This window comes from Chryseobacterium sp. 2VB (assembly GCF_005503635.1).
GTDB classification, from domain to species: domain Bacteria; phylum Bacteroidota; class Bacteroidia; order Flavobacteriales; family Weeksellaceae; genus Chryseobacterium; species Chryseobacterium cupriresistens.
In genome coordinates, this window is record NZ_SCNC01000016.1 from 85,427 (window position 1) to 101,492 (window position 16,066).

At 37.9% G+C, this 16,066-nt stretch carries 11 protein-coding genes; 9 read left to right on the top strand and 2 right to left on the bottom strand.

What is annotated here, in order from left to right; translation table 11 throughout:
* The first annotated feature begins 531 nt into the window (after positions 1–531).
* Together FFS26_RS15260 and FFS26_RS15265 are read left to right on the top strand one after the other, a co-directional pair.
* The gene (locus FFS26_RS15260; RefSeq protein WP_110010731.1) at positions 532–1,266 is read left to right on the top strand and encodes a LytR/AlgR family response regulator transcription factor; all 735 of its coding nucleotides are present in this window, start codon (positions 532–534) and stop codon (positions 1,264–1,266) included.
* A 72-nt stretch (positions 1,267–1,338) separates the two neighbouring features.
* Positions 1,339–1,878 carry a lipocalin family protein gene (locus FFS26_RS15265; RefSeq protein WP_137905453.1) on the top strand — a complete coding sequence of 180 codons (540 nt, stop codon included), beginning with the start codon at positions 1,339–1,341 and terminating at the stop codon, positions 1,876–1,878.
* Positions 1,879–1,960: 82 nt separating this feature from the next.
* Here FFS26_RS15265 and FFS26_RS15270 read toward each other — a convergent pair whose 3' ends face one another.
* Positions 1,961–2,434 (bottom strand): hypothetical protein, encoded by a 474-nt coding sequence (locus FFS26_RS15270; protein WP_137905454.1) that lies wholly within the window; start codon positions 2,432–2,434, stop codon positions 1,961–1,963.
* A gap of 114 nt (positions 2,435–2,548) precedes the next feature.
* Here FFS26_RS15270 and FFS26_RS15275 point away from each other — a divergent pair, with 114 nt between their 5' ends.
* The 4 genes from FFS26_RS15275 to FFS26_RS15290 all read left to right on the top strand — a co-directional run bounded on the left by FFS26_RS15275 (position 2,549) and on the right by FFS26_RS15290 (position 11,936).
* A complete protein-coding gene (locus tag FFS26_RS15275; protein ID WP_137905455.1) occupies positions 2,549–3,799 on the top strand; it encodes a CinA family nicotinamide mononucleotide deamidase-related protein in 1,251 nt (416 codons plus the stop codon).
* An 87-nt stretch (positions 3,800–3,886) separates the two neighbouring features.
* On the top strand, positions 3,887–7,285 hold the full coding sequence (locus FFS26_RS15280) for a polysaccharide deacetylase family protein (protein ID WP_137905456.1): 3,399 nt from the start codon (positions 3,887–3,889) through the stop codon (positions 7,283–7,285).
* A gap of 179 nt (positions 7,286–7,464) precedes the next feature.
* Positions 7,465–9,522: a M13 family metallopeptidase gene (locus FFS26_RS15285; protein ID WP_137905457.1), complete on the top strand. Its 2,058-nt coding sequence runs from the start codon at positions 7,465–7,467 to the stop codon at positions 9,520–9,522.
* Positions 9,523–9,839: 317 nt separating this feature from the next.
* The gene (locus FFS26_RS15290) at positions 9,840–11,936 is read left to right on the top strand and encodes a M13 family metallopeptidase (protein WP_137905458.1); all 2,097 of its coding nucleotides are present in this window, start codon (positions 9,840–9,842) and stop codon (positions 11,934–11,936) included.
* A 61-nt stretch (positions 11,937–11,997) separates the two neighbouring features.
* Here FFS26_RS15290 and FFS26_RS15295 read toward each other — a convergent pair whose 3' ends face one another.
* Positions 11,998–13,044 (bottom strand): hypothetical protein, encoded by a 1,047-nt coding sequence (locus FFS26_RS15295; RefSeq protein WP_110009154.1) that lies wholly within the window; start codon positions 13,042–13,044, stop codon positions 11,998–12,000.
* A gap of 352 nt (positions 13,045–13,396) precedes the next feature.
* Between FFS26_RS15295 and FFS26_RS15300 the strand changes: the two genes are divergently transcribed.
* From FFS26_RS15300 to FFS26_RS15310, 3 genes are all read left to right on the top strand, one after another.
* Positions 13,397–13,843, top strand: coding sequence for a type VI secretion system contractile sheath small subunit (locus FFS26_RS15300; protein ID WP_228406457.1), 447 nt, complete (start codon positions 13,397–13,399; stop codon positions 13,841–13,843).
* 20 nt (positions 13,844–13,863) lie between these two features.
* Positions 13,864–15,225: a DUF5458 family protein gene (locus FFS26_RS15305; protein WP_110009155.1), complete on the top strand. Its 1,362-nt coding sequence runs from the start codon at positions 13,864–13,866 to the stop codon at positions 15,223–15,225.
* 78 nt (positions 15,226–15,303) lie between these two features.
* A complete protein-coding gene (locus tag FFS26_RS15310; protein WP_228406458.1) occupies positions 15,304–15,762 on the top strand; it encodes a hypothetical protein in 459 nt (152 codons plus the stop codon).
* Positions 15,763–16,066 lie beyond the last annotated feature (304 nt).

Below are 16,066 nucleotides of genomic sequence, written 5' to 3' on the forward strand. Positions count from 1 at the left end.
AGAACATCTGGAATCATTAATAGATCCGTTACATGCGGTACTTCCGTTGACGCATCTGCTGTCGTTTACACCAATGAAGCCTCCTTGGCTTTGCTCAGAAAAATTAGTTAGAATTAGTGATTCTTGACTATTATCTGTTAAATTACGCTCTAATCTTTCGATAAAGTTTGAGAATTTTGTATTTTTCATAGTAATTGGTTTTAAATATTGTGATTATAGTAATTCTTATTGCTAAAATAGGAAAAAAAGTATTATTCACTTTCAGGAGTCTTAATTTGTATTGATTTTAAATAAACGATCACCTTGTTGAGAATTATCAAAAATAAATAACAATATAACTTGAAGCTCAAAGTCTTATATTACCTACCGGGAGATGCTCATCTTATCTGAAAATGATGTTACCATTTTAAAAATTATTGTCTTTATCGTTAAGTACTTTGAAAAACGCTGTTAAATTTAACATTGTAAGGTTAATGAAATATTCCTAATTTGCAAGAGCAACCTATTACCTGCCACCTAAAATCTGTTCAAATGAAAATAAAAGCTGTCATTGTTGACGATGAACTTATAGCAAGAGAAGTTTTACGAAGCTATCTTACCAAATATTGTCCGCAGGTGGAAATTCTGGGTGAAGCTGAAAATATCAAAGAAGCAGTTCCGTTAATTGCTGAAAAGCAGCCTCAACTGGTCTTCCTGGATGTAGAAATGCCTTTCGGAAATGCTTTTGACGTGCTGGAAGCAACCAAAGATTTCTCATACGAAACTATTTTTATTACCGCATTTTCACAATATTCATTACAGGCTTTAAATAAATCAGCAAGCTATTATATTTTAAAACCTATCGATATTCAGGAACTGATTCTGGCAGTAAATAAAGTAGCGGAAAGCCTTGAGAAAAAAGAAGAGCTCAACCGCAATAAAATCCTTCTTGAGAATCTGAAATTAAAACCTGAAAAACAGCAGTTGATTTTGCCAACTTTACAGGGGTTTGACGTTGTAAAAACAGAAGATATTGTAAGACTTCAGGCGGATGGAAATTTTACTCAGGTATATCTTACCGATGGTTCAAAGAAGATGGTGTGCCGTTTTCTGAAGCATTTTGATGATCTTCTGGAAAACCCGTTTGTCAGGGTTCACAGGTCTCATATCATTAATACAGGTTTTGTAAAATCCTATCATAAAAGCGGAACCGTGATGCTGGCGGATGATACGGAAATAGAGGTTTCAGGAAGCTTTAAAGATAATTTCCTGAAAGTATTTTCATAGAATTTATGGGGCCTTAACAGACCAAAGGCATTATTTTTGACGTTCTATCATAACCACCAAAATATTCCTGTCATGAAAACCATTCATAAAATTATACTTCCCGTTTCATTGGGAGCACTGGGGCTTATTATTTTCAATTCCTGTTCTGTAAGAATTCCCAGGGGAGCATCTGCGGTAAAGAATTTTAATCTTAAAAAATATCTGGGCAAGTGGTATGAGATCGCCCGTTTCGATTACAGGTTCGAGAAAAACATGGACAATGTTACTGCAGAGTATACAGAGAATCCGGATGGTACCATTCAGGTAAGAAATAAAGGCTATGATTACACTAAAAAAGTATGGAATGAATCTATCGGGGAAGCAAAATTTGTAAAAGATCCTGCAGAAGCCCGTTTGAAAGTTTCATTTTTTAAGCCGATCTGGGCCGGTTACAACGTTATAGATATTGATGAAGACTATCAATATGCTCTTGTGGCAGGAAGCAGTTTAAAATATCTGTGGATCCTTTCCCGTACCACCAGCATTCCGGAAAGTATCCGTCAGCGTTTCCTCCAGAAAGCAAAAAAAATCGGCTATAACACCGATGAACTGATCTGGGTAAGGCATAATTAATAAAGAATAATCCAAATCGCAAAATAGCGGAAGGGCAAAAATGCAGATAAGTATATTATGTACAGTTTTGCCCTTTTATCTATTAGTTGTTAATATATTCTTTCCATTCTTCAAAACGGTGATCTATCACCTGTTTCATCAGATCATAATTTTCATAGGTATCCTCAATGTGATAGAAAGTTTCATATTCATAGTCATTTTCTTCTGCTTTAGCATCAAAAATATTCACGTAATCATCAGCGAATGAGCTGTATCTGTTTCCAAAATCGGTGTCATCAGCATAATAATCTTTGGCAAAAAGATTTCCCAGTTCATTCAGGTCATATTCTGAGAATTTTCCGTCGCAGGAATCCATAATGAATTCAGCACCGGTTATTTCTCTTCGCTTTACTTTTTCTATTTCCTCTTCACCATCTTCCTTCAGTTCATCAGAGATCAGATCGTTATGGATACACCAGTTCAGGAACATTCCCGTGTGGGTAGCCCCGTTTTTCTGAGGAAGGCCTTCCGGAAAATCACCGCCATAATGCCATGAAGCATCATCATATTTAGACATAATTTGTATTGTAGTTTTAGATAATTTCTTCAAAAATAGAAAAAATCAATTTATATTGCCGCTGCCACAGAATTTTCCGTCATTTGCATAGAATTTTTTTCAACAAAAAAATATATGGAAAAAGCTGTTCTGATTACTATCGGTGATGAAATCCTTTCCGGAAATACGGTAGATACCAATTCTAATTTTATTGCGACTGAACTTAAAAATATAGGAATAAAAGTCATTCAGATTCTTACGATCTCAGACGAAATTGAAACCATTAAAAATGCATTGAACACCGCCTTTGAAACCGGCGATTTAGTCATTACAACAGGAGGCCTCGGGCCAACCCGTGATGATAAAACCAAAAAGGCCCTGGCTGAATATTTTGATGATGAAATTGCTTTGGATGAGGTGACATTTAATCATTTGAAAGGCTATATGGAACGGCGTGGAAGAGCAGACATTCTCGAAAGAAACCGCGAACAGGCATTTGTCCCTACCAAATCCATCGTTTTTCAGAACCATTACGGAACGGCACCATGTATGATGATGGAACAGGACGGAAAATTGTGCTACAGCCTTCCGGGTGTTCCCTATGAGGTGAAACCGCTTATTAAAGATCAGATTATTCCTTATTTACAGCAAAGATTCAGTCTTCATTATATCCATACACGGATTGTTTCTGTGGTCGGAATTCCTGAAAGTATCCTGGCTGATAAAATTGAAGACTGGGAACTGGCACTTCCGGGAAATATTGCACTGTCTTATCTTCCGGTGGGAACCCGTGTAAAGCTTCGTCTGACTGCTTCCGGTGATAACGAAGAGCAGTTGAAGCAAATAACAGAAGAAGAAATCCAGAAATTGCTTCCTTTGGTAGAAGGTCATGTCATTGCAGTATCTGAGGATAAAATTGAAAATATTATGGCAGAAATGCTTACCGAAAGAAACATGACGATCTCCACAGCAGAGAGTTGTACCGGAGGTGAACTGGCAAAAATGATTACTTCAGTTTCCGGCAGCTCGAAATATTTCCTGGGTGGAGTGGTTGCCTATGCCACAGAGAAAAAGATTAAAATTTTAAATGTTTCTGAAAAGACCGTAGAACAGTTTACCGTGGTGAGCGAACAGGTGGCACAGGAAATGGCAAAAGGCTGTCAGGAATTGTTCGAGACTCATATTTCCCTTTCTACAACCGGTGTTGCGGGTCCGGGGAAAGGAGAAGACGGTAAGGATGTTGGAACAGTTTACTATACGATCAGAATCAATGATCAGGAAGTAACCTCAAAATTATACATGCCGCATCTGGAAAGGGTAGATTTTATGAATTTTGTCTCCCAAAAAGTGATTCAGGATGTGGTAAGCCTGCTTGTAAACAGCTAGATAGGGAATTATTTTTTAATTTTTTTTTAATTAATTTTTATACAGTTTTTCACGCTTTTTGACTGCCATTCAATAAATTTCAAAATCGTGGAAAATTCCAAACAGATTTTTCAGACCAGTAGCAAAAAACGCTGGAAAAGTGTGCAATGGGGAAGCCGTGTCTTTATTTTTATAGGAGTACTGCTTCTTCTTGCTTTAGGTCTGATGATGACCCTGGACAAAAGTCCTAAAATTCCTTTTAAAGAAGATTATAAAGCAGTAATTACAGCCAATAAGCCTTACCTTCAGGAGAATAAAATTTCTAAAGAATATAAAGGTTTCAGAAGCTTTATTTCTGAAAAAACAATTCACACCAACCTCGATAAAATTGAGAAAGCAAGAGCAGAAAGATATAAAAATCAGAACAGAAACTGGGCTCAGTTCCCGGGAGGAATCCGTTCTGCATTTTATGTAGCCTGGGATCCTCAGTCTCTGATGTCTCTGAAAAGAAATATCAGACACGTGAATCTTGTTTTCCCGGAATGGTTTTTCCTTGATCCTAAAACCGGAGATCTGAAAACCAATGTGGATCCGGAAGGCTACAAAGTGATCAAGAGAACAGGTGTGGCTGCCATGCCGATGCTGAGTAATAACTTCGACAGGGAATTCCGTTCAGAAGGGCTGGCAAAAGTTCTTAATGATCCTCAGAAAAGAACCCGTCTGATCCAAAAAATCACTCAGCAATGTAAAAAATACCACTTCAAAGGAATTAATATTGACTTTGAAGATATGAACCTGAATTCTGATGAAAATCTGATTGCTTTTATGAAAGAGCTTTCAGAGACTTTCAAAAAAAATCAGTTACTGGTTACCATGGATATCATGACGGACAATGATGATTACAACATTCCAGAACTGAATCCTTATGTAGATTATTTTGTGCTGATGGCCTATGATGAATACTCTGCCGGAAGTGATGCCGGTCCGGTGTCTTCTCAGAAATGGATCGAACAGCAGACAGGAAAAATTGTAAAGCAAACTTCCCCACAAAAAATAATTCTGGGCCTTGGAGCTTATGGCTATGACTGGAGCTCCAATCCGGATGACAATACTTCTGTTACTTACATGCAGGCAATTACGAAAGCCAGTGCCAGTAAAGCGGTCATAGATTTTAATGACAATACGTTTAATTTAAATTATTCTTATACGGATTCCAAAAATCTTACCCACACCGTATTTTTCAATGATGCGGCTTCTATCTTCAACACAATGCGTTTCTCCTCAGAATATCCTTTGGCAGGAACTGCACTCTGGAGACTGGGAAGTGAAGACAGCAGAGTATGGAACTTCTATGATAAAGATCTTACGTTTGCAGGGCTATCCAAACTGAACTTAAAAACATTGGAAAATGTAAAAGGGCAGACCATGGTGGATTACATTGGAGACGGGGAAGTGCTGGATGTTCTGAATACGCCTCATGACGGAAAAATTGCATTGGAAGTTGATCCTAAAGAGAAAATTATCACAGACGAAAACTATGTTACCTATCCCAGCTCTTATGAAGTGAAGAAATATGGCAGTGCTCCTCAGAAAGAACTTGTGCTTACTTTTGATGATGGTCCGGATGAAATCTATACACCGCAGGTTTTAGATGTATTGTCCAGATATCATGTTCCGGCAGCTTTCTTTTTGGTAGGCTTAAATGCAGAAAAGAACCTTCCGCTTGTTAAAAGAATTTATAGAGAAGGACATGAAATAGGAAATCACACCTTTACCCATGAAAATGTTGCAAAAGTAAGTCCGGAAAGGGCTTTGCTTGAAATGAAACTTACCCGTTTGCTTATAGAGTGTGTGACGGGCCACAGTACAATTTTGTTCAGAGCTCCTTACAACGCAGATTCTGAACCTACCACTTCGGAAGAGATTATTCCGGTAGCTTTGGCCAGACAGCAGAATTATCTTGATATTGGAGAAAATATAGATCCTGAAGACTGGCAGCCGGGAATAAAAGCAGATGAAATTGTAAAACGGGTATTAGCCGGCGTCAAACAGGAGCGAGGGAACATCATTCTTCTTCACGATGCAGGAGGAGATACCAGAGAAGAAACGGTAAAAGCTTTAAATATTCTGATTCCGACGCTTCAGAAACAGGGCTATCATTTTACGAACCTGACCAATATCTTACACAAAAGCAGAAGCGAACTGATGCCTGAAGTGCCTAAAACGAAGTCATATTACATCATGCAGCTGAACCTTGTTTTGGCTACCGTTATCTATGGAGTAAGTCATTTTCTCGTGGCATTATTTACTATTTTTATTGTATTAGGATTGATCAGGTTATTGCTGATGGCGTACTGGGCTTTTAAGGAAAGAAACAAAGAAAGAAAACTGGGTGAGTTTCCGGCTCTGAAATCTTATCCGAAAGTTTCCATTATTGTTCCTGCTTATAATGAAGAAGTGAATATTGTGTCTTCCCTGCAGAATTTATTGAAACAGACTTATCCCAACTTTGATATCATTATGGTAGATGATGGCAGTAAAGATTCTACTTATGAAAAAGCAAAAGCTGCATTTCCTGATCATCCGAAGCTGAAAATTTTCACCAAAAGAAACGGTGGAAAAGCAACTGCTTTAAATTTCGGAATATCACAGACCGATGCCGAATATGTAGTATGTATTGATGCCGACACCAAACTGCAGCAGGATGCTGTGAAATATCTTATTGCAAGATTTTTAAATTCTGATCCTGAAGAAAAGATTGCTGCAGTAGCAGGAAATGTAAAAGTCGGAAACAGAGTCAACTGGCTTACCAGATGGCAGGCTATAGAATATACAACGAGTCAGAACTTCGACAGACTGGCGTATGCTCACATTAATGCCATTACTGTAATTCCGGGTGCTATCGGGGCATTTAAAAGAGCAGTGGTTATTGGAACGGGAGGCTATTCATCCGATACTCTGGCAGAAGATTGTGATATTACGGTGAAAATATTAAAGGCCGGATATACTGTTGCGAACGAAAACAGAGCAATTGCCGTCACAGAAGCTCCGGAAACCGCCAATCAGTTTTTAAAACAGCGTTTCCGATGGACCTACGGAATCATGCAGATGTTCTGGAAACAAAGACAGACTTTCCTTAACCCCAGATATAAAGGATTGGGACTTTGGGCAATGCCGAATATTTTATTATTCCAATATATCATACCATTTTTCTCGCCGATGTCAGATGTGATAATGTTCTTTGGAATTCTTTCCGGAAACGGAGACAAAATATTTACCTATTATCTGATCTTCCTTTTGGTAGATGCTTCCCTGGCTTTAGTGGCATTCATCATGCAGCGGGAAAAATTAGCCAATCTGCTGTATATCATTCCACAGAGATTCGGGTACAGATGGCTGATGTATATTGTATTATTTAAAAGTTTAAGAAAAGCACTGAAAGGCGAAATGCAGTCCTGGGGAGTTCTGAAAAGAACCGGAAATGTACAGGAGATAGCAACTTCATGATAACTAATAAAGGCTGGAAGCTGGAAGAATGAGGCTGGAAGTTCAGGATTTTCATCACTTCCGGTTTCCTGCTCCCAACTTCACACTTAGGAAGCTTTCATGTTATTTATTTAAATTTGTTTTTATAAAAAGTAACAAATTCAAAATAAATCATACATATTCTATAAATTGTTATCATAATGAAAAAAATAACGCTTTCTTTGTTTTTAATAGCAGGGATCTGTACTCAGACGACTATGAGCGCACAAGCAAAAGCTGCTAAAGTAGCAGTGAATAACACAGATAAAGGCCTAGACCTTAGCCTGATGGACACTTCTGTACGTCCTCAGGATGACTTTTACAACTATGTGAGTGGAACATGGATGAAAACAGCCAAAATTCCATCTGACAAACCAACCTGGGGAAGCTTCAACAAACTGGCGGAGGATACGGATAACAATTCCATGACCATCCTGAACTCTCTTCTGAAAGATAAATTTGCTGACGGAAGTGAAGGGAAAAAGATCCAGGATCTGTATGCTACATACATGAACATGGAGAAAAGAAATGCAGACGGAATCAAACCGATCCAGGAAAATCTGAATAAGATTGATGCTATTAAAAATATGGCTGATCTTCAGAACTACCTTACTTCTGTAACGAAAGAAGGTGAGAACATTCTTTACGGATGGGGAGTCGATGCAGATCTTAAAGATTCTAAAATGAATGCTGTTTATTTAGGAAATGCCACTTTAGGTTTAGGAAGAGACTACTATCAGAAAGTAAATGAAAAAAATACAGAAGCTATTGCTGAATATCAGAAATATGTAGCTTCAATGCTAAAAGAATTAGGATATAAAAATGCTGATGAGGCTGCAAAAGGTATTGTAAACTTTGAAAAAAGTGTCGCAAATACCTATCTGACAAATGAACAGAGCCGTGACAACACGCTTCAGTACAATCCTAAAACAATGGCTGAACTTTCAGCGTTGGTAAAAGGAGTAGACATCCCTGGTTACCTTAAAAAAGTAGGTGTAAATACGGATAAGGTCATTATCAGCGAATTGGGATTCTACAAGAATTTTGATAAATTGATCAATGCTCAGGACCTTCCTGTGATCAAAGATTATCTTAAATTCCACATGATCCACGGAAGTGCTTCTTACTTAAGCGAAAACTTAGGAAATATGAAGTTTGCTTTCTATGGCAAATACCTTAGAGGTCAGCAGGAACAGAGAGCTCTTAATAAGAGAGGATTTGAATTGATCAACGGTACTTTGGGAGAAGCTTTCGGAAAACTGTATGTTGAGAAATATTTCCCATCTGAAGCAAAAGCTCAGATGGTAGAACTGATTGACTATTTAAAGAAGAGTTTCGCAGTTCATATCAATAACTTAGCATGGATGTCTTCTACCACTAAGGAAAAAGCAATGCAGAAACTGAACAAGTTCACTGTAAAAGTTGCTTATCCGGATAAATGGAAAGACTATTCAAAATTAAATATCGTTTCTGAAGCTAAAGGAGGAAACCTATATCAGAATCTTCAGAACATTACGGAATGGCAATACAACAAAGATTTAGCTAAAATTGGCAAGCCGGTGGATAAAACAGAATGGGGAATGACTCCGCAGACTGTAAATGCATATTACAACCCGGTAAATAACGAGATTGTATTCCCTGCTGCCATCCTTCAGCCGCCATTCTTTAACCCTAAAGCTGATGCTGCTGTAAACTTCGGAGGTATCGGTGCGGTTATCGGTCACGAAATGAGCCATGGATTTGATGATTCAGGTGCACAGTTCGATGCCGATGGTAACTTAGTAGACTGGTGGACTCCGGAAGATAAAGCGAACTTCGAAAAAGCAACAAAAGCCCTTGCTTCTCAGTATGACAAATATGAGCCTGTAAAAGGAACTTTTGTAAACGGTACTTTCACAAACGGTGAAAATATCGCTGACTTAGGAGGTGTAAACATCGCTTATGACGCTCTTCAGATGTATTTAAAAGACAAAGGAAACCCAGGGAAAATCAGCGGATTCACTCAGGATCAGAGATTCTTCCTAAGCTGGGCAACCGTTTGGAGAACATTATCAAGTGAGAAATATATGGTGAATCAGGTGAAAACTGATCCGCATTCTCCTGGATACTTCAGAAGCTTCGGTCCGCTAATCAACGTTGACGCTTTCTATAAGGCATTTGATGTGAAAAAAGGAGACAAATTATACAAAGCTCCGGAAGACAGAATCAAAATCTGGTAACAATAACAACCGCTCAGCAATGAGCGGTTTTGTTTTTTTAGGTAGCAGGTGATAGGTAGCAGATAATAGGTAATAGGCATTGTGAGAAGGAATCGAAGGGAACAATTTTTACAATAACGGCTTCCATCATTCCCCTCCTACGGAAGGGTGGCAAAAATTCAAAGAATTTTTGACGGGGTGGTTCTACACATAATAACTTCAAACCTTAAACTTTTAATCCAAATTTTCAATTTTCAGCCATATATAAATATCATTCACTACATATCATTAAAGTTTGTATATTTGATAAGTTTGTGTAAAATCAAAAATTATCTTTAATGAAAAAGCTAAATATTGGAATACTTGCCCTTTCAGGTATTGTATTTCTTAATTCGTGTGGTACAGCTAAGACTGCAGGGACAGAGAATAAAACTGAAGCTACGGCAAAAGTAGCCGAACCGGTAAAAGAAGAAGCAAAAGAAGAGGGAATTAATTTATCGTATATGGATACAAGTGTCCGTCCACAGGATGACTTTTTTAGCTATGTGAACGGAAACTGGGTGAAAACGACTCAGATTCCTTCCGATAAAGCCAACTGGGGATCTTTCAATGCTTTGAGAGAAAATGTAGATGATGCTTCATTAGATATTTTGAACAAAATCCTTACAGAATCATACCCTGCAGGATCAGAAGGGCAGAAAATCCAGAATCTTTACGCTTCTTTTATGGATACGAATAAAAGAAATGCGGAAGGTCTGGCACCGATTAAAGCTGATCTTGCCAAAATAGATGCTATTAAGACTCTTGCTGATCTTCAGAAATACCTTTTGGAAGCTACAAGATTAGGAGATAATTCTTTCTACGGATGGAGAGTAGGTGCTGATATGAAGAATTCCAAGATGAATGCGGTGTATCTTGGTGGTCCGGATCTTGGTTTGGGGAGAGACTATTATCAGAAAGTAAATGATGCCAATACAAAAACACTGGCGGAATATCAAACCTATGTTGGAAAGTTATTCGGAGTTTTAGGATATAAAAATACAACTCAGGCTGCACAGAATGTGGTAGACTTTGAAAAACAGCTTGCCAATTACTTGCTGACACTTGAGCAGAACAGAGATGCCAACTTAAGATACAACCCTAAAAATGTATCTGAATTATCAGATCTTGTGAAAAACGTTGATCTTGCCAAATACCTGAAAGATGCAGGTGTAAACACAGACAGAGTGATCATTGGAGAACTGAAATATTACCAGAATATGGATCAGTTCATTATCCAGAAAAACCTTCCTCTGCTGAAAGACTATCTGAAATACCATATCATCAACGGAAACGCAAGCAACCTGGATGACAATTTAGAGCAGATCAGATTTGATTTCTATGCCAAATATTTACAGGGCCAGAAAGAACAGCGTCCAATGAACAAGAGAGGGCTTACCCTTGTCAATGGTGTTCTTGGAGAAGCTTTCGGAAAACTGTATGTTGACAAATACTTCACTCCTGAAGCTAAGAAGCAGATGGAAACGTATATTGATTATCTTTTAAAATCATTCAAAACACATATTGCCAATATAGACTGGATGTCTCCAGAAACCAAAGTAAAAGCTCAGGAAAAACTATCCAAGTTTACCGTAAAAATTGCTTATCCGGATAAATGGAAAGATTATACACAGTTGAAAGTAGAATCTCCAAAAGAAGGAGCTACGCTTTATTCAAACCTTCAGAATGTTGCTGCATGGCAGTATCAGAGAAGTTTAGATAAAGTAGGAAAACCGGTTGACAAAACAGAATGGGGAATGTCTCCACAGACTGTAAATGCTTACTACAGCGGATCAAACAACGAAATTGTATTCCCGGCAGCTATTCTTCAGCCTCCTTTCTACAATCCTAAAGCGGATGCTGCAGTGAACTTCGGAGGAATCGGAGCCGTAATCGGTCACGAAATTTCTCACGGATTTGACGACAGCGGTTCCCGTTTCGATGGAGATGGTAACCTGAATAACTGGTGGACGGATGCAGACCGTAAAAACTTTGATGCAAAAGTAGGCCAGTTAGCCGCTCAGTACAGTGCTTACGAACCTGTAAAAGGAAGCTTCGTGAACGGTAAGTTTACAAGCGGTGAGAACATCGGTGACTTAGGTGGAGTAGCAGTGGCTTATGATGCCCTTCAGATGTACTTAAAAGATAAAGGAAACCCCGGAAAGATCAGTGGATTTACTCAGGATCAGAGATTTTTCATGAGCTGGGCAACAGTTTGGAGAACGAAAGCTACCGATCAGTATATGATCAACCAGGTGAAAACCGATCCTCATTCTCCGGGAATGTTCAGAGCATTTGGTCCGTTGGTCAATCAGGACTCATTCATCAAAGCATTTGATATCAAACCGGGAGACAAAATGTATAAAGCTCCTCAGGACAGAATAAAAATCTGGTAATTTTACCTTAAATTGTTAGAAAAGAAAGATCCATTTCATATTGCTTGAGATGGATTTTCTTTTAATATTCTCTCTTATAATTCCGGAGCACAAACTTGATTCCGGTTTCCATAATGTCACCCATGGTTTTACAGTACTTGAAATTAACATCATAGGTAAGCTTTTGCAAAGCTGTTCTTAACTCGATAACATTGGCTTCCGGCGCAATATTGTCTTTTTTCATAATAGAAATGAGCTCATAAAATCTGTTTTGGCTGCTCGTAACTCTTTTTACGATCTGCGAACGCACTTCCTTGCGGTACTGTTCGATAGAACTTGGCTTCAGTTTTTCCAGAACCATATTCACCATCTGATTGTTTTCCTTGAAATACTGGGGAAGATATACTTTCAGGTTTCCCTCATAAGTCTGCTGATCAAAATCGATGGGGCGGATTCTGTAAATTACCTGGTCGAAATCATGGATGGGAATCACCACATAATTATAAGAACGCATGTCCCCAAGAAGTCCGATGAGGCAGCGTTCATTGAATTTCACGAATTCCTTGGAGATCTGTGCTTTTTCCAGTTCTGTACAGTTGGGCAGATGTTTCTGAATAAAGACATCCCCGGGAATTCCTAAGATATGCTCTTCAATCAGAGTGTTTTTATACACCAGAAAGTTAATCCGGTTGGGAGAAAGCAGATCCTCAAGTTCCAGCCCGAATATCCGGGAAGCATCAGCCTGTTTAATATAAAAATAGGTATAATTATCATTCAGTACATTTCTCACCCGGATCCGGAAAGGTTTTGAATTTCCGAAAGTACAAAAATCGATGGTATCTACTGTCAGATAAGGTAGCGTAGCGGTATCTCCATCAGAATGAAGGAGGGTGTAAATTTTATTTAAATTAGCTTCTATTTCTTTAAACTCATATTCAGAATACAGTACTCCAAGCCATAAGGTATCTTTTCCTTCCTTATCCAGAATACTTACACTGTCATTAAATCTTAAGAGATCTTCATACAGAAACTTAATTTTGGTGGTTCTGTTGTATTTTTCCAAATATTGCTGTAATGCTTCTGAAACTGGAAATATCGGTTTTCTGAACGCTATTTTTACATCTTTCATAACACTGTTCACTTTCTTTAAATATAAAGAATATTTTCTTGTAAAGTCTGAGGATTTCTTATTTTAACATTCATTTTACCATTTTGTAACGAGTACGGCGAACGAAAAATTATTTGATTTTTCTTGGAAGACTTTATTTATTTTTTCATAGCTTAGTGATATCGTAATACGGTGATTTTATGTTGAATAAATGCAGAAGAATTTTGATGATCCAAGAAAAATCTTAGTAAAATTTTGTATGTTAGAGTTTTTTTTTAAATTTAAACATTGGATTGGTAATTTATTTGATTCATCGGTAAATTACTCAAGGACAGATCCAAACCAAAATAGTAAATCTCAAAATAACAATAATATGGCAATGTTTAATTATGGTGTTGGCGGAAACGAGGTAAAAGTAGACGCTAATGAAGCTATTCAGGAAATACAGGAAAATAAATCACTGATAGTAAGCCAGCTTACAACAGAAGAGTCTTATACCCCTGAAATCGTAACAGGATTAAAAACAGTGGAAGACGTTTTCAGACATTTCCAGCCTTCAGTATCGGTACAGCACGAAACAGAAGATGGTGGAGTGGTAGAAGAAGAATTCCGTTTTCAAAACCTTGGAGACTTTACCCCTAAAAGCCTTACTCAGAAGTCAGATTATCTGCAGCAATTGAGCATGGAACAGGAGCAGTACAATAAAATAGTACGTCAGCTGAAAACAAACAAAATTCTACGCAATATGCTGGAGAACGATCAGACAAGAGTGGCGTTCATAGAGGTATTGAAAGAAGTGGCACAAGAACTTGAAAAATAATTAAAGACTTACATTAAATCATGGATAGCAAATTACAGGCACAAGAAAGCCAGCAGCAGGGTCAGCAGCAACACGCAGGGCAGCCGAAGGGCAACCCGCTTGCAGAGCTCAATAAAATGGGAGGATTTGGCTTTGTTGAATCCGTTGTAGACGGTATTGCCAATATGAACCCCACAAGAAAGGCAAGAAAAGAAATCTTCCTGAATGACAGCAATAAAGCAGAAGAAAGAAAAGAACTTCTTCAGAAGATCAACCTTTGGATAAACCTTTTAGAAGGTAGCGAATCTGCTGATAAAATGGCTGATACGTGCAAAAGTAAAGCACAACAGGCCGACGAGAATTTAAAGAAAAACTTAAAAAATACACTGGATGCTGTTCGTATGCTGGAAACCAACTACAGAACAGTAGCCCAATTCTACAAAAATACGGAATTGGATAAAGTGGATAACGTAAGTATCGTCAATGCAAGCCTTGAGCAGGTTTCCGATCTGGATAATCCTCTGTTCATTGATGCTATTTCAGAAGAATTCAAAAATTATTATGACCGTCTTGACCTTAGAGATAACTACTCAATCCTTGCCATACCTGGATATTTAGGATCAAACAAGGTCATCGAGAAGTGGGCAAAAATCTGTAACGAAAACAAAGTAATGATGGTTACAGACTTCGCCAACCTTGATAAGCCGGATGATGTAGTAGACTTATTCCACTCTGCCAACCTTACAGGAGGTGAGCTTCACAGAAGTAACGTTATCATGACGTGTAACTGGCTGGTAGGACGTGGTAAAGCTGAAGAAGTAGGGGAAGAAGAAAACGTAGAACTTCCACCTTCCACGTCATTAGCAGGAAAAATCCATAAAACACTGATGTCTCAGGTAGCAGCAGGTAAAAAACATGGTAACATCAACGAAGTAGACGCTGTAAAATTCGAGCTTAAGAAAAGTGAAATTTCTCAGCTTGAAAAAATGGGTCTTGTACCAATGGTTAACGAATACGGAAAAATTATGGCTTTCTCAGCGAAGACCTTATTTACAGGAGACAATATCGGTCTTCAGACGTATTCCGTAGTTCGTGTATTCGACTATGTAACTAAAGTATTACTTGATTTCCTTAACAGAAGAGCTTTCGAAAACTGGAATGCTAAGAATGAGGATGATTTGAGAAGACAGATTGTAACATTCCTGGATAACATCAAAGGACCGGACAAGTTGATTGAGAAATTCAAAATTGTTCGTTTCGAGCAGGATAGAGTAAACAAAGACAGAGTATGGCTGGATATCCGTATGACTCCTTATTTCCCTACAAAAAGTTTCGTTATTAAATTGGACGGACACAAAGGAGATGATGGTAACGAATGGGATGCAGAATATACTCAGGAGTAACATAAACGTACTTTAGATAACAAAAACCGATGCAATATTACATCGGTTTTTTTTCAACCAACACCTATGAAATTGAATATGAATAAGAAACTTATCATTGGTTTACCAATGTTATCAATACTTCTTTTGATAAGTTGTGAAAAAAAATACCAAAGTCCGGGCACTTACGAAAATGATCTCTTCGCACAGGAACGTCAGGAAGGAAAAGCATACATCATGAATGAAGATGAATGTTTTGATGGAAGTGAGCTCGTTATCGCAAGTTCAGAGGTAAAACTGGCAGACAGTTCAAAAGGCCGCGGAAAATCATTCTATCTCTATAAAGTAAAATCCGGAAAAGTATTGAAAACAGTAAGAGATTCTACGCTAGATATGCCAATGCTGTTTTTATCTCAATACAAATTAAAGATCAAAAATACAGATTCTATGTATGTGTATCTGAAGAAGCTTGAAGGGTATCGTTTTATAGCCAAAGACAGAAACCTTAAGTATCAGTGGTTAAAAGCGGCTCCGGTATATTCAGTTGAGAAAAATTAACTTTAAATTCAAGTTTTTTATATCACTATATCATGATTTTTTTTACTTTTGTTTTTGAACAAACACAAAAACAAAATGAAAAAGAATGTAACCCCGTATGAGGATATAATCCTTCATCCTCTCCTACAATTTAATCTGAAAAGTAATACCTGTCTCTATGGCTTTCAGCTGAAAGCTATTTAAATTCTATCAGCCATGACAGGGAATATTGCCGGGGATCAGAATCCTCGGGTTGGAACAGTGTGTTCCTACGAAATAAAGCCTTCAGGACTTTCATTCGTACTGAATGGAGACTATGAATGGT

Coding starts and splice junctions, on each gene's coding strand:
- FFS26_RS15260 (WP_110010731.1), top strand. CDS start 532: ATGAAAATAAAAGCTGTCATTGTTGACGATGAACTTATAGCAAGAGAA.
- FFS26_RS15285 (WP_137905457.1), top strand. CDS start 7,465: ATGAAAAAAATAACGCTTTCTTTGTTTTTAATAGCAGGGATCTGTACT.
- FFS26_RS15290 (WP_137905458.1), top strand. CDS start 9,840: ATGAAAAAGCTAAATATTGGAATACTTGCCCTTTCAGGTATTGTATTT.
- FFS26_RS15310 (WP_228406458.1), top strand. CDS start 15,304: ATGAATAAGAAACTTATCATTGGTTTACCAATGTTATCAATACTTCTT.
- FFS26_RS15265 (WP_137905453.1), top strand. CDS start 1,339: ATGAAAACCATTCATAAAATTATACTTCCCGTTTCATTGGGAGCACTG.
- FFS26_RS15305 (WP_110009155.1), top strand. CDS start 13,864: ATGGATAGCAAATTACAGGCACAAGAAAGCCAGCAGCAGGGTCAGCAG.
- FFS26_RS15275 (WP_137905455.1), top strand. CDS start 2,549: ATGGAAAAAGCTGTTCTGATTACTATCGGTGATGAAATCCTTTCCGGA.
- FFS26_RS15270 (WP_137905454.1), bottom strand. CDS start 2,434: ATGTCTAAATATGATGATGCTTCATGGCATTATGGCGGTGATTTTCCG.
- FFS26_RS15295 (WP_110009154.1), bottom strand. CDS start 13,044: ATGAAAGATGTAAAAATAGCGTTCAGAAAACCGATATTTCCAGTTTCA.
- FFS26_RS15300 (WP_228406457.1), top strand. CDS start 13,397: ATGGCAATGTTTAATTATGGTGTTGGCGGAAACGAGGTAAAAGTAGAC.